The following is a 20219-nucleotide window of genomic DNA, read 5'->3' on the forward strand; positions in this document are numbered from 1 at the left end:
GATTATCGCAGAATAAACGTGGTAAATAATACATCGGTGATTTCCTGATCAGGTTCACCGGGTATTAATGTCGGGTGTAGTGTCTGTTTGATATCTGCCATTAAATGCATCTTGCCGTCATCTTTTGCCAGAGCAGTAGCTTTCTGGCGAGATAATAACAGCAGCATGCGGCTACGAACTTCTGGCAGATAATTATGGAGGCGCTGACGGGTTTCTTGGTCAGACAAACGCAATGTGACACCAACATATAAAACACGATCGAAATGATCTTCGTTGTCGATCAAATTGACAGTAAAAGGCTCCAATGTCATAAATATTGGTATATCAATGGCAGTAGCTTGCTCTTGCTTTGTACTGTTATTGGTTGACTGGCTCATTACCCACCAGCTGTACCCTCCAATGGCAGCACCAAGAACAGCAATCAGTATTAACAGTATCATCCAAATTGGATTTGTGCGTTTATGCTCGTAGCTATAATCAGACATGGACAGACAAATTCCTGTTTTCCGTTGCGAATAAGTTTCCGCGCATTCCATGACGGAACCCTTATCCATCAAATTCGATACCAATTATCCCGCGTCTTTGTTCCGGCAATGGCTGGAACAAACGAGGAAAAAACTATTAACTCACACGTTTGTTATCGGCCTTTTTCGTTTTATTGCAGTACATCATAAAATTAGGCGAATAATTAGGCAGATAATTAGGCAAAGGTATCAACACCTCCTTGAGTCGAGGCGAGTTGTTGAGGTGTTATCCTGATAGCTGATGCATGGGAGGTCGTGTTCCCTGTTGCAACCGCTAAACCATGATCTTGGTTCTCTGCATGGGAATTGGGATTATTATTCGGATTATTGGCGTGGTTATTCGTATGGTGCTCTGATTGCCCATATCCCTGAGCATCGTTGTTGACACTACTTTGCGATAATTGAATGCCATTTTCAGCCAGCGCATGGCGTAGTCCCGGCAAAGCAGCCTCCAGAGCAACACGAACATTTTGATGGGCGGAAACAAAATGCAATTGTGCTTGATTGTCTTCGACGCTCATGCGAATGTGCAGCGCACCCAATTCCTGAGGATGTAAACGAAGTTCTGCCTGTTGCAGACCATTGCGGTTAAAGAACAGCACATGCTGATTGAGTTGTTGCTGCCACTCTTCGCTACCAAGATGGGCATTTAATAGAGGTGCAGTTGTGCTGCTCAATTGAAATTGTCCTATTGGATGCTGCCCGGCTGAAAGTAGGGGAGAGGTTGCCAATAGCGCAGGTGAATCAATAGAAGCGACTTCTGCCGTAGGAGGAGCCGTCAATGCAGGTGCTGCCTGAATTGCCATCTGGAGCAGATTCGACTCTTTGTTGCTTGGAGCTGCATTTTTGAGGAGAGCATTACCAGACTCAATCTTACTATTGCTATTATTAGTCACATTAGTAACCGCAAGTTTGGTTTGTCTGGCGAGCGGAGTCCATCCAGATTGAAGATTCGCTAAACCCTCAGCCTTATTACTCAGAGGCGTTTCCTGTTTAGCTGAAAGCTGAATGCTTTCATCTTGCTGTTCAATTTGTAGTTCAATATCAGTTAATTTGCTATCTTTGGCACTTTTGCCCAGCATAGCATTTACAGCGCTGCTTTCACCATTCTGCAACTTATTTTTTAGCAATTCATTTTTTAACAATTCATTTTCCAATGATTCATTGCCAATCAATCCATCAGTATCTTCTGGAAGAACCATAGAGTTTGTATGTGGGGCGAGAAGTCCTACAAGCTGGATCGGTATTGCTGCGCTTAATGCTTCGGCTGATAAGAGATCTTCATCTTTCAATACCGCAAATTCAGCACTATTTTCTTGCGGTGCTGTTTCTACTTGTGATCTACTTTCAATTACCGTGTTATCTAATGCTGATGTCAATAGTGACCCGTTTTCTACTGTTTTATCAGAGGTAAATTTCCCCTCTCTCAGGCTATTTTTGTCTGCCTGACTATTTCTATCTGCCGGAACATTCACCTGAATATCTGCCTGAACGGGGGGCTTCCGTACAGAGGCTGTTTCTGCATTAAGAAGTTGCTCAAATTGAGAAGAATGGTTACCGATCACGGAATTATTCAAAGTCGCCTGATTTTTGTCCGGGCCTTTGTCCGTGGGTTTTAAATTAGTAGGCAAAAGAGTGAGATTCATTGTTTCATTCTCCGTTGTGCACCACGTTGTGCGTACTCGTCCATTTGTTTTTGCTCCATGCGATTTTGGTGTAACTTCAAATTATGCTCTGCCCGTTGTTGCAGTGTATCGAAGGCGTTCAGGCGTTGTTGTTTTTCCTGCCATTGTGATATAGCTTGCTCAAGACGTGTTTTCCATTGATTGAGCTGTAATTTGTGCTGTTCAATTGCTATTTCCAGCGTTTTCATAAACTGCTGATAATTTTGCCAAGTCGAGCAGGACATGCCGTTGCTGAGTGTGTCATTCAAACGGGAACGATATTCATCCTGATAATTCATTAACGCCGTGAGTTGTTGCTCCATTTGCTGGTGACTTTGCCGGATTTTTGCAAGTTGTGATGCGGCTTTTTCTGCCGCATCTTGGGCAAGTTCACGCAAAGTCACGAGAGGGGAGTGTTGTTGCATGTATTTCCTCGTTTTAATCACCAAACAGACATAAGCGTTACTGAATTACATCAATAGCAATGTTATATCGAAAAAAGTTATATCGGCACCGTATCGATAAACGTTATACCCCTTGTCTTTCAAATTGCCTCTTTGTTGGCTGCGCTCACCCCGGTCACCGTTATTATGAACATAGATTGTTATGAGCATAGATTATCCATGCTCCCGAGGATTCGCTCCCTGACTGCCGCGACGCACCTTGAAGTCCATTTTGGATATATGCCTTTTGGCAAAATATTCCTCGTCTGGCTCCCCCATAGACAAAACATTATGTCGGACAATCACTATGTTGACCAATCACTATGTTGACCAATCACTATGTCGGTAATAACTGTTGAAGCTGAGAACAGGCCGGCTCGTACTCACTGCGTTCGTCAATGCTTTGTTGCAGAAATTGAGCTATATGGGGATAAAGCTGAATCGCCTTGTCAAGTAAGGGATCACTGCCTGCTGCATATGCACCAACGTTGATCAAATCTCGGTTGCGCTGATAACTGGAAAGCAACTGTTTGAAATGTTGTACCCGCCGATAATGGTTATTGTCGATCAGCGCAGTCATGGCACGACTGATGGAGGCTTCGATATCAATCGCAGGATAATGACCTGATTCCGCCAGTGAACGTGATAACACAATATGACCATCCAAGATGGCACGTGCAGAATCGGCAATCGGATCTTGCTGGTCATCACCTTCTGTCAGCACGGTATAAAATGCAGTAATGGAACCGCCATCACTGACACCATTACCCGCTCTTTCCACCAACGCAGGCAACTTAGCAAATACAGAAGGGGGATAACCTTTAGTTGCTGGGGGTTCACCGATAGCCAGTGCAATTTCACGCTGCGCCATGCTGTAACGGGTCAGGGAATCCATGATCAGCAGAACATGTTTACCCCGATCACGAAAATCTTCAGCGATGCGGGTCGCATAAGAGGCTCCTTGCATTCTCAGCAACGGTGAAATATCGGCAGGAGCGGCGACGACGACAGAGCGTGATAATCCTTCTGTGCCCAAAATGTTTTCGATGAAGTCTTTAACTTCACGACCACGTTCACCAATCAATCCCACAACGATCACATCTGCTTGGGTATAACGCGCCATCATGCCAAGCAGCACACTTTTACCGACCCCTGAGCCAGCAAATAATCCCATGCGTTGTCCACGCCCCACGGTCAGCAGGGCATTAATGGCACGAACGCCAACATCCAGCACACTGCTGATGGGCGTTCTTTGCAGAGGATTGAGTGGGGTTGTCGTCAGGGAGGCGCGATAGCTGGTATCAGGGGCAGGTAAACCATCAAGAGGGCGACCTACACCATCAAGAACTCTGCCGAGCAATTCTGGCCCGAGAGGTAAGCGACGTCCGCTCCCCGTATCTTCACCATAAGAACGGGCATAGACGCGGGCACCCGGCACAATGCCTTCCAGTTCTTCCAGTGGCATTAACAACAGTTTTTCGCAGTTGAAGCCGACGACTTCGCTTTCAACTTCTTCAATGGTACTGCCATTTTGACGCTCGATCAGACAGGTGGCACCGAGGGGCATATGCAAGCCAGTGGCTTCTAGTACCAATCCTGTGGCGCGGGTCAGGCGTCCATAGCGGCGTACTTTTGGTGTTTTTTCCAGGCGCTTTTCTAATGAATCCAATGTTGCCAGCCAGCGCCCAAGTCTTGCCGTCATCACAATTCTCCCGGTGCTGCCAGACGGCACATTTCATGCCAGCGAGTCGCTAAACTGGCATCCATATCTCCCTCATCGGCACTGATTTTACAACCGCCCGGATGCAGTTTGTTATCGGCAATCAAGCGCCAGCCGTGCAGTGCCAGAAGTTCCCCCAGTTGCTGTTCAACCAGAGGAATGTTTTGTGGATGGACACGTAATTGTGGTTTCCCGCTGAACATAGGTTCTTGCTGGATAAATTCGCGGATCTGATTCAGCAGGGCAGTGCCATCACATACAGCGGGCTGCCCCAGAATATGGTGAGCAGCGGTTAATGAAAGCTGCATCAGGCGAGAAGCAATAACAGTATCCAATCCATCCATTGAATGGCTAAAATCCGCTAGCAATGCTTTCCACTGTTCGATAACAACTTGCTGTTGTTGTTGAGCTTCCCGCAAACCTTGTTCCAGTCCTGCCTGTCGGCCTTCCTGAACCCCTTGTTCATAACCCTGCGCCTGTCCTTCTATAAAGCCCTGCGCATGACCAGCTTGACGAGCTTGTTCTTTCAGCTCGTCCAGTATTCTTGCTTGTTCAAACAGCCGATCCTGTTCGCTTGGCTCCTGTTCCTCATCTGTGGGTTCCAGTTTTGCCCGCAGCGTTTCCCACTGAGTCAGTTCGCCCGGCTGCCACGGCCGCCAGTTTCCATTATTTGACTTATCAGACATAGGTATCGTCACCACCATTCAGGAGCATTTCGCCATTTTCTGCCAGACGACGAACAACAAGCAGAATGGCTTTCTGTTCAGCTTCCACTTGGGACATACGTACAGGGCCACGAGTTGCCAAATCATCACGCATGATTTCAGCAGCACGTTGTGACATATTGTTGAGGAAATGATCGCGTAATGCTTGATCGCAACCTTTCAATGCCACCAGCAAGGAGTCGGTTGTAATTTCCTGCAACAGGCGCTGGATACTGCGATCGTCCACGCCAATAAGATTTTCGAACAGGAACATTTCATCAATGATTCTCTGTGCCAGTTCACCATCGTAGGTACGAACCGCATCAATGACACTTTCTTCCTGTTGGCTTTTCATCAAGTTGATGATTTCTGCCGCAGTACGAATACCACCCATTTTGCTGCGTTTCAGGTTTTGTCCGTCCAGCAGGTTGTTCAGCACTTCTGTCAATTCCGCCAGAGCGGATGGCTGTACACCGCCAAAAGTGGCGATACGCAGCATTACATCATTACGTAGACGATCATCCAACAGGGCAAGAATATCGGCTGCCTGACCACGGCTCAGATGAACCAGAATGGTAGCAATGATCTGCGGATGTTCATCGCGGATCATATCGGTCGCCATCTGCGGCTCCATAAAGTTGAGGGTTTCGATGCCCGTTGTGGTATCACGGGATTCAATAATATCCTCAAGCAAGCTGGAAGCTCGTTCTTCACCTAATGCTTTGATCAGTACGCTGCGCAGATAGTCGTTGGCGTTGATGCTAAGGGCAGTATACTGCCCCGCATCTTCTTCAAACTCTGCCAGTACTCCAACCAGTTGCTGATTGGAGACTTGTTTCATCCCCGACATTACAATACTCAGTTGTTGTACTTCCCGGGAATTCAGGTGCTTGAACACCTCGGCCGCCTGATCTTCTCCCAGGGTCATTAACATGACGGCACTTCTTTCTGTTCCGCTCAGGCTCATTGTTCGTTACTCATCCATTGACGGATCACCAGCGCGACGACGCGAGGATCTTTTTCTGCAAGTTCACGGATACGCTGGCTTTGAAGCTCAGCATTGACACGTTGGCGAGACCGTTGACGGTGCATTTTTTCGTCCATTTCAGCATTGACTTCTGTTTGTGGCTTATGCTGTTTTCTCTGTGCTTCCATTGCGGCTTTTTCCACAGCCCGTTTTTTGGCGATTTGTGGCATGATCATTTTGCGCCACAGTAACCATGCGACTAGAGCTAACAGTAACCAACGGCCTGCTTCCAACAGTTTTTCCAGTAGGACAGGGTGCTGCCAGAATGGCAGAGGTTCAAATGTTTCGGCTGTGTCATTGAATGGTGTGTTAACCACATTCAGACTATCGCCGCGGTTAGTAGAGAAGCCTATAGCTTCACGGGTCAGAGCCTCGATCTGTGAAAGCTGTTCTGGTGTCAGCGCTTGTGTTTCAGGGCCATTTTTCCCCTGAACAGAGGCATAGTTAACTACGACTGCAACCGAAAGACGCTCCACTGCGCCAGCCTGTAATTGAGTATGACGAATGGTGCGATCCACTTCATAGTTGATGCGTTCGTCATAACGGTTATTGCGGTTGTTACTTACCATGCGCTCGTAACTATTGTTACTGTTAGCGTTATTGCGCTGCTGGCCAGATTTTTCGTCACTGTTATCTTTGGCATTTGCATTCGGTTTTTCAATCGGGGCTCTTAGTGAAGCACTTGGCTGATTCGACAAAGCACCCGGCACACCGCCCACCAATGGTCCGCCGCTTTGCTCGCTGGAACTGCTCTGTTTGGAGCGAATAGAAGCCTTATTTGGTGGCTGATTCGGTTTATACTCTTCCGCTGTTTCTTCGCGGCGAGAGAAATCAATTTGAGCTGTTACCTGCGCATGGACATTGCCACGACCAACCACAGGCGCCAGAATGGTTTCAATGCGGTGTTGAAAACGATTTTCCACTTCTTGCGTATATTTCAACTGGGTTGTATTTAAATCGCGGCCAGTGGCATCGCTCTGCGTTAGCAAACGTCCTGATTGATCCACAATCGTGACATTACTTGCTGGCAGGCCGGCAACACTACTTGAAACCATATGCACGATGGCGTTGATTTGTCCTTCGTCCAGCACACGGCCTTGCAGTAATCCCACAGTCACTGAAGCTGATGGCGATTTTTGTTCACGAACAAACAGAGAAGGCTTAGGCAAAGCCAGATGAACCCGGGCACTCTGAACTGGGCCAAGTGATTCCACGGTACGAGCCAACTCACCTTCCAGCGCGCGTTGGTAATTTACCTGCTCACTGAACTGGCTGATACCGAATTTCTCTTTATCCAATAGTTCGAAACCCGCAGCTCCTCCTTTAGGCAGTCCTTGCTGAGCCAGTTTCAGGCGAGTCTCATGTACCTTCTCGGTAGGTATCATGAGTGCAGATCCGTTTTCGGAAAAACGATAAGGGACGTTCATTTGAGTTAATTGCGTAACGATTTCGCCGCCATCCTTATCACTCAGATTGCTGTAAAGCACCCGATAGTCGGGGCTGCGCAACCAGAGAAAAAGAGCGACGACGATAGTGATGGCAGCAGAGCCAGCAACTAATAGCGGAACTTTTGGATCAGCTTTTATCCTGCTGATAATAGCGTTGAAACCTTTTTGGTTTTCAGCGCCGGTTGTTGCTGCACTCATAGACGATCCTTGCCTTGCTGGTCAACATGAATACTAAAAGCGTGGCGTAACAAAACAGACTCCCCATACGCAAGCGAAAAGATTCTTCCTATTATTAATTCCATCATTATTCGCTGTTCACACCTCTTTTAATGGCACAATAAGCTTCGAATTTTTACTTTAATTACCCGCTTTAGTTTGGAAGGGCTGTGCTACGGTGGCAGCGTGGAAAACTGCCAACCAGCCCACGGCTAATATGGCACTTAATCACGTAATCAATAGGGTGATTTAACGCGAGGTTTTTATGTCAATTCAGGCAATTGAAGGTGTACTGCAACAGATGCAGGCTCAGGCATTACAAGCAGCAAATATTGCCAAACCTATTTCAGTACAGGGTGGTTTTGCCAGCCAACTCACTGCCGCAGTAGGAAAAATGAACGAAACACGCTTGAGCGCAGAGAAGAAGACACAAGATTTCACACTGGGAGTTCAGGGTGTGGAGCTAAATGATGTAATGGTGAATATGCAAAAAGCGAGTATTTCTCTGCAAATGGGTATTCAGGTGAGAAATAAGCTGGTTAGTGCGTATCACGAAGTTATGAATATGCAGGTTTAATTAGCGAACATAATTAGTGTTCATAGCAGAGTTCTCTTCTATTTTATTATGCAGAGCATTAATTTCTCATTTTTAAATTTTATCTGAAAGCATCTTGCAAGAGTAGAAATACATTGTTTGAGATGCTTTTTTATTTGTTGCATTATTTTCCATAAAATCTTTGGCTGAGTCAGTAGCAAAGATTTTATGTCCAATTGTTTTAATTCTCTGTAAAAGATTATATGTAAGTTATCTTGATTGTTTGCAAAAGATAAATAAAATAAAGTGCCGAATTAGATCAATCAAAAAAACGATGGTGACGAATTGACACCACCTAAAATGAAACAAATGAATGACACTATTAATCAGTGTTATTCTTAAATAGAATCACTGGAACCGTTGTTATATTTATTTTGATTCTGTTGTAGTCAACTCCATTTCATAGTTGCTAACAGGGAACTGCCCGTATGTATCATGTAAGAGTTGTTTACAGCTTTCCTGTTTAATCAGGTCGCTGAGTTCATTTAACCTTTTTTGCAACAATTTCTTAGTTTCTTTTTCATTATCCAAGACAGTTTGCAAAATTTTGGTCAATTGCTGCTGTAATGAAAATGGTATGTCTGAGTTTTTTGATATTAAAGTAATCACTTCTACGGCCTTCAGATAAGTGATTTCCATCTCAACAAGTTCATCCCATTGTTCATTTCTGGCTAAATCAATCATTTGCTTACTTAAACTAAGGATCCGCTGGTAAGCTGACAAAAGATCCATATCATTTTTCATTAAACAATGTCCTGACTGGCGTTGTAATGAGGACCTATTTGCCGCCAAGAATCTGAAATCTCGGTAAGTAAATCAATTACTTCGGTAATGGCCTTCTCATCATTGCGTAAATTGGCATGGAGTAAACGGCGACCTATATAATCATATAAATCAAAAAGATTCTGAGCAATCTCGCCGCCTTTCTCGAAATCTAACCCCTCTTTGAGACCATTATCAATGATATTGATCGCCTTTGAAATAGCTAAACCTTTCTCTGGGATATTACCCTGTTGCATCAGAATAATTGCACGACGTAGGGCGCTGAGCGCCCCATTGAACAATATCTGAATCAACTGATAGGGAGAGGCATTCATAATTTCGCTCTCAAGATCTACCTGAGTATATAATTGACTTGCCGAACGTTGATACATTAGTGTCCTTTTTTATCTTAAAAGCTGGGCCAGGGATAAACTTGCTTGATTCATTGAACTGGAGAATTTGTCCAGTGCTGTAAATTGTTTTTTATAGCGCGCCATTGTGGCATCGATGTTTCTTTCGGTCTGTTCTGCTTGTATTTTCAGTGTTTTCAGTTTCTTATTGATACCATCGGTTGCTGTTGCGATAGTCCCTTCCTGGCTATCTAGTGTTTTTTTCAATAAATTATACGTTTGAGTTGCAAAGCCGGTTTTTTCTCCATCACCCATAAAGAAAGCCTTAACGTTGGCAGGTTTCTCTTTCAGGTTTTTTTCCAGTTTTTCGTTACTGATTTCCAGCGTACCATCCAATTTTTGTTTGATGCCCAATTTATTCAGGGTGGCAATATCAGCAACATTTTGTGCTGTAAACAGTTGTTGTCTTAGTTGGTTTTGAATACTTCTCAATGTACTGTCACTAAGTAAGACACCATTATCTTTCGAAGCCGCTTCACCTGTTGCAACAGGCTTGAATTTTGTCAGTGAAGTAAAAGTGGTTTGTACTTCATTATAAGCATCAACCCACTTTTTGATTGCTTCTTTCATTGGCCCGATATCGCGGGAAACAACCAATGTTTCTAGTTTTGAGGTAGTTCCGTTTGCTTCTTTTTCTGTAACTTTTTTCAGATTCAGAATAACACCTTCTGGTGCATCTTTTATCTCATTAGTCTGGCGTTCAATTTCGATTTCATTAACACTCAGTTTGGCATTTTGAGCACCTACTGTTTGTATTAGTGCACCCGTACCTTTAGTCCCATCATCATTAGAAGTGTAATTCAGGAAATCAGAAAGTCGTTTATCATCGTTATTCTTGAGATTATCTTCACCATCAACCTTAATGGTCATGACCGATTTGGTGCCGGTCTTTTTGGCTGTCAGGATTAGATGATTTTTATCATCTGTAGCCTTTATAATGCTAGCATTGACATTACCTTCTTGTTTATTGATGGCATCACGGATCTCAACAAGTGAAGTCTGATCGTCCTTAAGAGGAATTCGCATTTCCTCTTTTTCGCCTTTCTCGTTTTTTTGAGTGATAACGATGGTACGTGTTTGCCCTTCACCCAATGGTGTTGCTAATACAGCTTTTACATCAGGAAATTCCTTAGATTTCAAAGATTGAGCCTTGGCAAGCTGTTGAACTTCAATAACATAGTTACCCGGACTGGCTTTGGAATCCGTACTTGGGGTAAATGTTTTATGATCTTCGCTGGTTTTGGTGGTATTGAGTTTATCGAATTTTTTGAGTTCTTCAGATGCACTCTTTAACTTTTCCAAACTGCCTTTTAATGTGCCAAAACCAGTTAGCTTAGCGTTATAACTGCTTTGTTCCTGCATTATTGGCTCTAAACGTTTTCTTTCACTTAATTCAAGTGTATCCAGTAATTTTGGATCTATTCCAGATGCGATTCCTACTGCAGAAATGCTAGCCATATTGACTCCTTTTAATAAAAAGCATCACTGGACATGTTATCGGATTAATTTACGAAAAGTTTACTGACAAAATAATTTTTTTGATGGATGGAATAGTTGATTAGAACAGGCGCTATTTGGGTTATCAGAAAATATTGTGAAAAAAATAAAAAAGTTTTTCAAGAAATATTAAAGGTTCTTTTTAAGCAGCCGATAAAACTGTTGGCGGTGATGAACACCGTGAGCAAATAGGCTCAAACTAATTATATCGGCTTGATTTTAAAAGGAACTCTACTATGGCATCAGTCATTAATACCAACTATTCATCTCTGCTGGCTCAGAACAACCTGACCCGATCTAAAGGCGCTTTAGGTACAGCTATTGAGCGTCTGTCCTCTGGTTTACGTATTAACAGCGCGAAGGATGATGCTGCTGGTCAAGCGATTGCTAACCGTTTTACTGCTAACGTTAAAGGCCTGTCTCAGGCTTCTCGTAACGCAAACGACGGTATCTCCATTGCTCAGACTACCGAAGGTGCTCTGAACGAAATCAATAGTAACCTGCAACGTATCCGTGAACTGGCTGTTCAGTCTACAAACGGTACTAACTCTGAAAGTGACAAGAAATCCATTCAGGCAGAAGTCGATCAGCGTCTGGCGGAAATTGACCGTATCTCTGAGCAAACTCAGTTTAATGGTGTAAAAGTACTGAGTAAGAATGATACTCTGAAAATTCAGGTTGGCGCTAATGATGGTGAAACAATCGATGTCAAACTGGAAAAAATTGATAAAGGAACATTAGGTCTGGGTGATTTTAGAGTTGCATTAGAACAAACTGCTGCGGAAAAAAAAGCAGTAACAGATGCTGAGACTAAAGTAAAAGCGTCTGAGAAGGCAGTGGCAGAAGCAAAAGATGCTACTGCAAAAGCTGCAGCAGAAAAAACTCTTAAAACAGATCAAGATGCTCTTGAAAAAGCAAAAGATGCAGGGAAAACACCTACAACAGAGCCATTGGCTAAATTAGACGACGCTCTGTCTAAAGTTGATAGTCTGCGCAGCTCTTTAGGCGCAGTACAAAACCGTCTGGAATCCACTGTTAACAACCTGAATAACACGGTTAATAACCTGAGCGCCGCTCGTAGCCGTATCGAAGATGCTGACTACGCAACTGAAGTTTCCAACATGAGCCGTGGCCAGATCCTGCAACAGGCTGGTACCGCTGTTCTGGGTCAGGCGAACCAGATCCCACAAACCGTTATGTCTCTGCTGCGTTAATTTTTATTTTCCAGTTGAGCATTTATGCAGGGCAACCAGCATAAATAACGCATATAAAATAAGGATCGGTTCGCCGATCCTTATTTTTTTGGTTATTTTTTTATAAAGATCGTCAAGGACAGCCTGAAACTTGCTATGCATTTGGGCGGACATCAAAAATTTCGCATAGGTGAAAAAGAAGTGCTTTTACTTCATTGTTCAAACGATTGTACCGATTAGGTGATTGGATAATGGTATCCAGTCTCTTATCCAAAGGTGTCTGTTGTTGTGAGCGATTTGTATACCGCCGAAGGCGTGATGGACAAAAATAGCCTCTGGAAGCGCTATGTACCCCTGGTTCGCCATGAAGCTTTGAGGCTACAGGTAAGATTACCTGCCAGCGTAGAACTCGATGATTTGCTTCAGGCCGGTGGCATCGGCTTACTGAATGCGGTGGAGCGTTTTGATTTCCTACAGGGAACAGCGTTTACCACCTATGCGGTACAGCGCATCAGAGGTGCAATGTTGGATGAGTTGAGGAGCCGTGATTGGGCTCCGCGTAGTGTGCGGCGTAATGCACGTGAAGTCACGCAGACCATCCGTAAACTAGAGCAAGAGTTAGGCCGTCCAGCCAGTGAGCAGGAAGTTGCTAAAGAATTAAAGATTAATCTGATAGAATATCGGCAAATACTGTTAGACACAAATAACAGTCAATTGTTTTCTTATGACGAATGGCACGAAATTCATGGTGAAAGTTGTGAGCCAGTGATTGAGGAAGAGCATGAGACAAATCCTCTCCAACAATTACTGGGAGGTGATCTTCGTCAGCGGGTAATTGATGTCATTGAATCATTGCCTGAACGGGAAAAGATAGTTCTTACGCTGTACTATCAGGAAGAACTGAATCTTAAAGAGATCGGCGCAGTGCTTAACGTGGGGGAATCCCGTGTAAGCCAGCTCCACAGTCAGGCGATAAAAAGGCTGAGGGCGCGTTTGAATCCAGAGAAGTAACTTTTTGCTTGTTTGTTTTTTTATTAAGACTATACACAGGGCTTTATCTCTTATGTCTGTTACAACACAAAAGAAACGGCCTCTTAGCCGTTATATCAAAGACTATAAACATAGTCAGACTCATTGTCTGCACTGTCATAAAACGCTCGACCGTATTTCTCTTGTTTTTAACGGTCAGGTCATCAATAAAGAAGCTATTTCTGAGATGACTGAATTGGTGGATGACAAAACCTGGAATGAGTTACAGGGTAAATTTGTAGCGCTGTGCCGCTTTTGTAGTGAAATTTATTGCAATAGTCAGACTGATCATTTCGATATTATGTCATTTAAACAGTACCTGTTTGAGCAAACAGAGATGAGTCATAGTACTGTGCGTGAGTATGTGGTTCGTTTAAGGCGTTTGGATGAATTACTGACTTCAAGTAATTACCCGACAGGTGAGTTTAAGCCGAAAGAAATTCAGGAAAAACTCAGCGAGAAATTATCTCAATCTGCTTTCAGCAATTACAATATTGCACTGCGTAAATATGAGCAATATCTGAGCTGGCAACAGAGCGGTTATTGATTAATTATACCGATATATAATGTTGTTGGATTGAAAAGATTTCAGGGGGGAATGCGATTGTCACACATTCCCCTCTATGTTTTTACGTTATTTTTACTGCTATATATTTAATTGATTATATTTCTATAAGAAATTAATCTTAATTTGAATTATTTAGTCGCCTATGTTAGCCAATTGTCATCAAGCTGGCATTACCGCCTGCCGCTGCCGTATTAATACTTAATGAACGTTCATGCAATAAACGTTCCAACAGTAAATTGGTTTCGCCACGGGCAAACCCCTGTACGGAGATAATCGGCCCTTTACGTTGTGCAATCACCTCACAAACCTGACGCAATTGATCGCAATCACCGTGATAAATAACTGCTTCCATTGTTGTTTCTTCATTCTGCCAATCATTGACCCAATGGATATGTTGATGAATTTCATCTGGTAACTGGCGTTGCAATTCTTGATGCAGTTCGTTTTTTTCCCAAATGGCCTGACAACCGACAGAAAGTACTGCCGCTAATTGCACCAATACATCTTGCTCGTTATCAGCAAGGCAAAGAACATGCCCGCGCGGCAGCAGGGTATAAGTATTGCGCTCTCCGGTTGGCCCAGGCAGTAAGCGTGTTGTTCCGCCTTGTGCCAGTAAACTGTATTCCTGAATGACCTGACCCAGTGCTTCATTATTCTGCCTGATTGCCCAATCAGCCAGTTTGTGGAGAGATGAATGCAGGGCAACACGGGCTTTGGTATCAAGCTCATATTCTGCGTCTTGTCGTTCCAGCGTTTGACTGGCAGCATTGAGAGGGCGCTGTGACAGCAAGCGATACAGATACAGCGGCCCACCGGCTTTTGGCCCTGTACCTGACAGGCCTTCGCCTCCAAATGGCTGTACGCCGACGACTGCACCGACGATATTGCGGTTGACATATAAGTTACCGACTTTTGCTTTACTCGTGACGTGCGCGATGGTTTCATCAATACGAGTATGAACACCCAAAGTTAAGCCATAACCAGCAGCGTTGATTTGATCCAGCAGCTTATCCAGCTCATTGCGTTTAAAACGAACGACATGCAGAACCGGCCCGAAAATCTCTTTTTTCAATTCATCAAAACTTTCCAACTCAATCAGCGTTGGTTTGACGAAAGTGCCTTGTGACCATTCTTGGCTGTCCATTGCATTTTCATATGCCGCCTGATAAATCGTCCGGCCTTTAGTGCGCATGGTTTGAATATGACGTTCGATACCTGCTTTTGCTTCTGTATCAATGACAGGGCCAATATCCGTGGATAAGCGCTCAGTATTACCCATCCGGCATTCAGCCATTGCACCTTTTAGCATGGAGATAGTTCTTTCAGCAACATCGTCCTGAACACACAGGATACGCAGAGCAGAACAACGCTGACCGGCACTGTCAAAAGCGGAGGCGACGACATCGGTGACAACTTGTTCGGTCAACGCGGAGGAATCGACGATCATGGCATTTAAGCCACCGGTTTCTGCGATCAACGGCGTTGGGCGTCCTTGCGCATCAAGGCGACTGGCAATATTGCGTTGCAACAAGCTGGCAACTTCGATAGAACCAGTAAACATCACGCCGCGCACACGGTCATCACCGACCAGTAATGCACCCACCTTTTCCCCTTGTCCGGGCAGTAATTGCAGCACATCACGTGGAATTCCGGCTTGATGCAATATTTTTACCGCAACCGTAGCAATGAGTGGTGTTTGTTCTGCAGGTTTTGCCAGCACGCTATTGCCTGCTGCCAATGCAGCGGCGATTTGACCGGTAAAAATTGCCAGAGGGAAGTTCCACGGGCTGATACACACGACAGATCCCAGTGGGCGATGGGTATCATTGGCAAAATCCTGGCGAACTTGGCCTGCGTAATAATGGAGAAAATCCACTGCCTCACGTACTTCAGCAATTGCATTGTTGAATGTTTTACCTGCTTCACGAACCAGAATTCCGAGCAAGGATTGCAGGTTATTTTCCATTAACTCCGCTGCACGCACTAAAATCGCGGCACGCTCGGATGGTGGAGTGGCAAACCAGATTGCACCAGCATCAGTCGCTGTATCCAGCGCATGAGCAACTTCCTGTTCAGTAGTTTCACGAACATAACCCACTATATCGGAAGGTCTGGCGGGATTGTTCACTGGCTTAGTTGCAGGTAATTCCCCTGTATGCCGATAATCGCCTCCCAGCAAAGGTTCTCCGTTCCATGTTTCCATTGAAGAACTGAGCAGGGCACTGGAAAGGGAAGCCAGACGATGTTCATTGGAGAGATCCAGTCCCGATGAGTTAACACGGTTTTTGCCGTATAAATCACGTGGGAGAGGAATCTTGGGATGTGGCAGGCCGATTTGCTCTTCGGTTTGAGCCAATTCTTGTACGATTTTTACCGGGTCAGCAATCAGTTCATCAATTGGCAGGGAATTATCTGCAATGCGGTTGACAAACGAAGTATTGGCACCATTTTCCAGCAAGCGACGTACCAGATAAGCCAGTAGTGTTTCGTGTGTCCCCACGGGGGCATAAATACGACATGGGCGATTGAGTTTACCTTCTGCGATCTTACCGACGACTTGTTCATAAAGCGGCTCACCCATGCCATGCAGGCATTGGAACTCATATTGCCCCGGATAGTAATTTTGTCCGGCCAGATGATAAATGGCAGACAACGTATGGGCGTTATGGGTAGCAAATTGCGGGTAGATCAAATTAGGGACAGAAAGTAGTTTTCGGGCACAGGCGAGGTAAGAAGCATCAGTATAGACTTTGCGGGTATACACCGGATAATCTTCCAGTCCGTCGATTTGAGCCCGTTTGATTTCACTATCCCAGTAAGCACCTTTTACCAGACGGATCATCAATCTGTGGCGACTGCGCTGTGCCAAATCAATCATGCTGTCAATGACGAAAGGACAGCGTTTCTGGTAAGCCTGAATGACAAAACCAATGCCGTTCCAACCCTCCAGTTTCGGTTCGAAACACAGTTTCTCTAACAAGTCGAGAGAGATTTCCAGACGATCGGCTTCTTCTGCATCAATATTAATACCGATGTCATACTGACGTGCCTGTAAAGTCAGAGAAAGTAAACGAGGATAGAGCTCATCAATAACACGTTCATATTGGGCACGACTATAACGTGGATGCAGGGCTGAAAGTTTGATGGAAATTCCCGGCCCTTCATAAATGCCGCGGCCATTTGACGCCTTACCAATAGCGTGGATCGCTTGCTGATAGGAAACCATATAAGCTTGCGCATCTTCTTTGGTCAATGCGGCTTCGCCCAGCATATCGTAGGAATAGCGGAAGCCTTTCTCCTCTAGTTTGCGGGCGTTGGCAAGGGCTTGTGCGATGGTTTCTCCCGTAACGAATTGCTCACCCATCAAGCGCATTGCCATATCTACACCTTTGCGCACCAATGGCTCGCCGCTTTTGCTGATAATGCGGTTCAATGAGTTGGATAACTTGGCTTCATTATGGGTAGATACTAACTTACCTGTGAACAGCAATCCCCACGTTGCCGCATTAACAAACATGGAGGGGCTTTGGCCCAAATGGGAATGCCAATTGCCGTTGCTGATTTTATCGCGGATCAGAGCATCGCGGGTTGCTTTATCGGGGATGCGCAGCAAAGCTTCGGCAAGACACATCAGTGCCACACCTTCCTGTGAAGAAAGTGAAAATTCTTGCAATAATCCCTGAACCAAACCTGAGCGGCCAATACCTTGTTTTTGTTGGCGTAGCTTTTCGGCGATGGAATAAGCGAGTTTATGAGTTGCCTTAGCTTGTTCTTCAGCTAGTTGTGCACATTGCAGTAGCATTGGAACCGCTTGGGTTTCTGGGAGGCGATAGGCCGCAGTAATTGCAGAACGTTTCACCGATTGGGGTAAAATATGCTCGGCAAAATCCAGAAATGGTTGATAAGTCGTCTCAATCTGTGATTCTACTTCGGAAATCTTTTCTTCTTTGTTATCCTGACTCGCTGATATTTCTGGGATATTTCCCTCATTTTCCAGACGTTCAAGATAATTAAAAATAGCTTGCTTAATTAGCCAGTGTGGTGTGCGTTCAATTCGTTGTGCGGCGGCTTTAATTCGATTACGCGTTGCTTCATCGAGCTTCACGCCCATAGTGGTACTACCCATTTTCACTCCTTAATAGGTAAGACTAAACCAAGTTGCATAACAATATCTTCTATGTTGCAACTTTGTGCAACTGTGTTAAAAGCGGTCATTCTAATTTTGTGAAATTAATCTTGTTTTTATTATTTTCTCAGTGAAATTTATTGTTTATTTTACTGATATTTATGAATTTTATTTGAATATTATAAGTTTAAGGTATAACGAGTTACTTAATTTAAGGTGCAACTTCTGGAGTGATAAGTGTGATTTAGTAAGCGTTTTTTATAAAAACTAAGTTAATTAGTTGTTAAAAATGTTTTGGCTAAACTAGGATAGAATGTAATTTTAAAATAATTACATATGTAAATAGTTCTGACAAAAAACTAATGTCATCTTCAGGTGCAACTTAATTATGACCTGATAAAAAAAGTGAGGTATTACTTAAAATTGCTTCAAATACAGATGGCATGATTTACGCAAATAACACATTTGCAGATACATGATTTATAAAAACACTATGGAGAAGAACCTGCATGACAGTAAATTCACCAATGCTCATTACCTTCATTATCTACATCGCTGCGATGTTGCTGATAGGATTCATGGCGTATCGCTCTACCAAAAACTTTGATGACTATATATTAGGTGGACGGAGATTAGGTAGTGTAGTAACAGCATTATCTGCTGGCGCTTCTGATATGAGTGGCTGGTTATTGATGGGATTACCGGGGGCTATTTTTCTCTTCGGTATCTCAGAAAGTTGGATCGCATTAGGTCTACTGCTAGGTGCATACCTTAATTGGCGATGGGTTGCGGGTAGATTACGCGTACATACCGAAGTTAGTAATAACGCCTTGACATTACCCGATTATTTCACTCATCGCTTTGAAGATAAAAGTAAAATCCTGCGTATTATTTCCGCATTGGTTATCTTGATTTTCTTTACCATTTACTGCGCATCGGGTGTTGTGGCTGGTGGCTTATTGTTTGAAAATACATTTGGTATCAGCTACGAAAAAGCGATTTGGTTGGGGGCATTGGCTACGATTGCTTATATCTTCCTCGGAGGTTTTCTGGCGGTTAGCTGGACGGATACTGTTCAGGCGACTTTAATGATTTTTGCTTTGATTCTAGTACCAGTTTTGATCTTATTCAATGTGGGGGGGGTTGACACTGCCATTACTATTATTGAGGCAAAAAATCCGGCATATTTAGATATGTTTAAAAACCTGAATATTATTGCCATTGTTTCTCTGTTGGGTTGGGGATTAGGTTATTTCGGTCAACCACACATTCTGGCTCGTTTCATGGCGGCAGATTCTCATCAGACTATTCATAAAGCCCGTCGTATTAGTATGACGTGGATGTTACTGTGCCTTGCAGGTACGGTGGCTGTTGGTTTCTTTGGTATTTCATATTTTGAAATACACCCGGAGCAGGCAGGGCCAGTATTGCAAAACCATGAGCGTATCTTTATTGAATTGGGCATTCTCTTGTTTAATCCATGGCTCACAGGGATATTGCTGTCCGCGGTACTGGCTGCGGTTATGAGTACGTTGAGCTGCCAGTTGCTGGTTTGTTCTAGTGCGCTGACTGAAGATTTCTATAAGGCATTTATACGTCCCAAAGCCAGCCAGAAAGAATTAGTATGGATTGGTCGCATGATGGTCTTGTTGGTAGCAGTTATTGCCATTGTGATTGCAACTAATCCGAACAATAAGGTATTGGCATTGGTCAGTAATGCTTGGGCCGGATTTGGTGCGGCATTTGGCCCTGTGGTTTTGATCTCGGTACTCTGGAAACGCATGACTCGTAATGGTGCGTTAGCGGGTATGTTAGTGGGGGCTGGTACTGTTCTGGTTTGGATGGAATTCCGTTGGTTTTCCCTGTATGAAATTATTCCGGGCTTTATTTTCGCGACGATTGCTATCATCGTGGTGAGTTTATTAGGAAAAGCTCCAAGTCAGGCGATACAACAGCGTTTTATTGAAGCAGAAGCGCATTATAAAACCAAATAATCTAATCAAATGAAAAGCCCTTGATAACTCAGGGGTTTATTAGTTTATACCTATCGTAATTGAAGATGCTTGATTTTTCCATATCAGCTCAAGATTGTGCCCATGAAAATGACCCTGACAGATGCCCAAAAAGAGGCTCTCGAATTGATGCACGATACGACGCGTGATGGGCGCGTACGTGACCGCATTAAGGCCGTGTTTTTGATGACAAAATGGCTTCACCGTCAGGGATTCAGCGACAAGAAGCCGATGGGAACGCCTCATAAATTCGATGCAGATAAACAGCAACAATTTATTGA

Annotated in this window: 17 protein-coding genes; 6 read left to right on the forward strand and 11 right to left on the reverse strand. The window is 44.2% G+C overall.

Translation table 11 applies throughout. The annotated features are described in order from the left end of the window. Positions 1–2: 2 nt before the first annotated feature. From fliL to fliF, 7 genes are all read right to left on the reverse strand, one after another. Positions 3–485: a flagellar basal body-associated protein FliL gene (gene fliL, locus BM135_RS06765; protein WP_092519026.1), complete on the reverse strand. Its 483-nt coding sequence runs from the start codon at positions 483–485 to the stop codon at positions 3–5. Between the two features lie 215 nt (positions 486–700). Next, on the reverse strand, positions 701–2170 hold the full coding sequence (locus tag BM135_RS06770; protein ID WP_092519027.1) for a flagellar hook-length control protein FliK: 1470 nt from the start codon (positions 2168–2170) through the stop codon (positions 701–703). Next, entirely contained in the window at positions 2167–2613 is a 447-nt protein-coding gene (gene fliJ, locus BM135_RS06775) for a flagellar export protein FliJ (protein WP_092519028.1), read from the reverse strand. The genes BM135_RS06770 and fliJ overlap by 4 nt, the downstream gene beginning before the upstream one ends. 355 nt (positions 2614–2968) lie before the next feature. Beyond that, complete coding sequence (gene fliI / locus BM135_RS06780) at positions 2969–4333, reverse strand: flagellar protein export ATPase FliI (protein ID WP_092519029.1); 1365 nt, start codon at positions 4331–4333, stop codon at positions 2969–2971. Beyond that, on the reverse strand, positions 4333–5037 hold the full coding sequence (gene fliH, locus BM135_RS06785) for a flagellar assembly protein FliH (RefSeq protein ID WP_092519030.1): 705 nt from the start codon (positions 5035–5037) through the stop codon (positions 4333–4335). Before fliH ends, fliI begins: the two co-directional genes overlap by 1 nt. Then, positions 5030–6022 (reverse strand): flagellar motor switch protein FliG, encoded by a 993-nt coding sequence (fliG, locus tag BM135_RS06790; RefSeq protein WP_092519031.1) that lies wholly within the window; start codon positions 6020–6022, stop codon positions 5030–5032. Before fliG ends, fliH begins: the two co-directional genes overlap by 8 nt. Next, positions 6019–7728: a flagellar basal-body MS-ring/collar protein FliF gene (fliF, locus tag BM135_RS06795; RefSeq protein ID WP_092519032.1), complete on the reverse strand. Its 1710-nt coding sequence runs from the start codon at positions 7726–7728 to the stop codon at positions 6019–6021. The genes fliG and fliF overlap by 4 nt, the downstream gene beginning before the upstream one ends. Positions 7729–8011: 283 nt before the next feature. Here fliF and fliE point away from each other — a divergent pair, with 283 nt between their 5' ends. Beyond that, entirely contained in the window at positions 8012–8323 is a 312-nt protein-coding gene (gene fliE / locus BM135_RS06800) for a flagellar hook-basal body complex protein FliE (protein WP_092519033.1), read from the forward strand. A 387-nt stretch (positions 8324–8710) separates the two neighbouring features. On the opposite strand, the gene fliT is transcribed toward fliE, so the two are convergent. Genes fliT through fliD form a run of 3 tightly spaced genes read right to left on the reverse strand, consistent with a single transcriptional unit; the run spans position 8711 to position 10971 of the window. Beyond that, positions 8711–9085: a flagella biosynthesis regulatory protein FliT gene (gene fliT, locus BM135_RS06805; RefSeq protein WP_092519034.1), complete on the reverse strand. Its 375-nt coding sequence runs from the start codon at positions 9083–9085 to the stop codon at positions 8711–8713. Next, on the reverse strand, positions 9085–9495 hold the full coding sequence (gene fliS, locus BM135_RS06810) for a flagellar export chaperone FliS (protein ID WP_092519035.1): 411 nt from the start codon (positions 9493–9495) through the stop codon (positions 9085–9087). The genes fliT and fliS overlap by 1 nt, the downstream gene beginning before the upstream one ends. A gap of 12 nt (positions 9496–9507) precedes the next feature. Next, positions 9508–10971, reverse strand: coding sequence for a flagellar filament capping protein FliD (gene fliD, locus BM135_RS06815; RefSeq protein WP_092519036.1), 1464 nt, complete (start codon positions 10969–10971; stop codon positions 9508–9510). Positions 10972–11246: 275 nt separating this feature from the next. Here fliD and BM135_RS06820 point away from each other — a divergent pair, with 275 nt between their 5' ends. The 3 genes from BM135_RS06820 to fliZ all read left to right on the forward strand — a co-directional run bounded on the left by BM135_RS06820 (position 11247) and on the right by fliZ (position 13779). Then, positions 11247–12224: a flagellin N-terminal helical domain-containing protein gene (locus BM135_RS06820; protein ID WP_092519037.1), complete on the forward strand. Its 978-nt coding sequence runs from the start codon at positions 11247–11249 to the stop codon at positions 12222–12224. Positions 12225–12491: 267 nt separating this feature from the next. Then, positions 12492–13214, forward strand: coding sequence for an RNA polymerase sigma factor FliA (locus BM135_RS06825; RefSeq protein ID WP_092519044.1), 723 nt, complete (start codon positions 12492–12494; stop codon positions 13212–13214). 52 nt (positions 13215–13266) lie between these two features. Continuing rightward, a complete protein-coding gene (gene fliZ / locus BM135_RS06830; protein ID WP_092519038.1) occupies positions 13267–13779 on the forward strand; it encodes a flagella biosynthesis regulatory protein FliZ in 513 nt (170 codons plus the stop codon). 166 nt (positions 13780–13945) lie between these two features. Here fliZ and putA read toward each other — a convergent pair whose 3' ends face one another. Next, positions 13946–17926: a trifunctional transcriptional regulator/proline dehydrogenase/L-glutamate gamma-semialdehyde dehydrogenase gene (putA, locus tag BM135_RS06835; protein WP_092519039.1), complete on the reverse strand. Its 3981-nt coding sequence runs from the start codon at positions 17924–17926 to the stop codon at positions 13946–13948. Between the two features lie 509 nt (positions 17927–18435). Here putA and putP point away from each other — a divergent pair. Beyond that, a complete protein-coding gene (gene putP, locus BM135_RS06840; protein ID WP_092519040.1) occupies positions 18436–19920 on the forward strand; it encodes a sodium/proline symporter PutP in 1485 nt (494 codons plus the stop codon). Positions 19921–20022: 102 nt separating this feature from the next. After that, a partial coding sequence (locus tag BM135_RS06845) for a helix-turn-helix domain-containing protein (protein WP_139204079.1) occupies positions 20023–20219 on the forward strand: 197 nt, incomplete at its 3' end.

This window comes from Xenorhabdus japonica (genome assembly GCF_900115195.1).
GTDB classification, from domain to species: domain Bacteria; phylum Pseudomonadota; class Gammaproteobacteria; order Enterobacterales; family Enterobacteriaceae; genus Xenorhabdus; species Xenorhabdus japonica.

Coding starts and splice junctions, on each gene's coding strand:
- fliL (WP_092519026.1), bottom strand. CDS start 485: ATGTCTGATTATAGCTACGAGCATAAACGCACAAATCCAATTTGGATG.
- BM135_RS06770 (WP_092519027.1), bottom strand. CDS start 2,170: ATGAATCTCACTCTTTTGCCTACTAATTTAAAACCCACGGACAAAGGC.
- fliJ (WP_092519028.1), bottom strand. CDS start 2,613: ATGCAACAACACTCCCCTCTCGTGACTTTGCGTGAACTTGCCCAAGAT.
- fliI (WP_092519029.1), bottom strand. CDS start 4,333: ATGACGGCAAGACTTGGGCGCTGGCTGGCAACATTGGATTCATTAGAA.
- fliH (WP_092519030.1), bottom strand. CDS start 5,037: ATGTCTGATAAGTCAAATAATGGAAACTGGCGGCCGTGGCAGCCGGGC.
- fliG (WP_092519031.1), bottom strand. CDS start 6,022: ATGAGCCTGAGCGGAACAGAAAGAAGTGCCGTCATGTTAATGACCCTG.
- fliF (WP_092519032.1), bottom strand. CDS start 7,728: ATGAGTGCAGCAACAACCGGCGCTGAAAACCAAAAAGGTTTCAACGCT.
- fliE (WP_092519033.1), top strand. CDS start 8,012: ATGTCAATTCAGGCAATTGAAGGTGTACTGCAACAGATGCAGGCTCAG.
- fliT (WP_092519034.1), bottom strand. CDS start 9,085: ATGAAAAATGATATGGATCTTTTGTCAGCTTACCAGCGGATCCTTAGT.
- fliS (WP_092519035.1), bottom strand. CDS start 9,495: ATGTATCAACGTTCGGCAAGTCAATTATATACTCAGGTAGATCTTGAG.
- fliD (WP_092519036.1), bottom strand. CDS start 10,971: ATGGCTAGCATTTCTGCAGTAGGAATCGCATCTGGAATAGATCCAAAA.
- BM135_RS06820 (WP_092519037.1), top strand. CDS start 11,247: ATGGCATCAGTCATTAATACCAACTATTCATCTCTGCTGGCTCAGAAC.
- fliZ (WP_092519038.1), top strand. CDS start 13,267: ATGTCTGTTACAACACAAAAGAAACGGCCTCTTAGCCGTTATATCAAA.
- putA (WP_092519039.1), bottom strand. CDS start 17,926: ATGGGTAGTACCACTATGGGCGTGAAGCTCGATGAAGCAACGCGTAAT.
- putP (WP_092519040.1), top strand. CDS start 18,436: ATGACAGTAAATTCACCAATGCTCATTACCTTCATTATCTACATCGCT.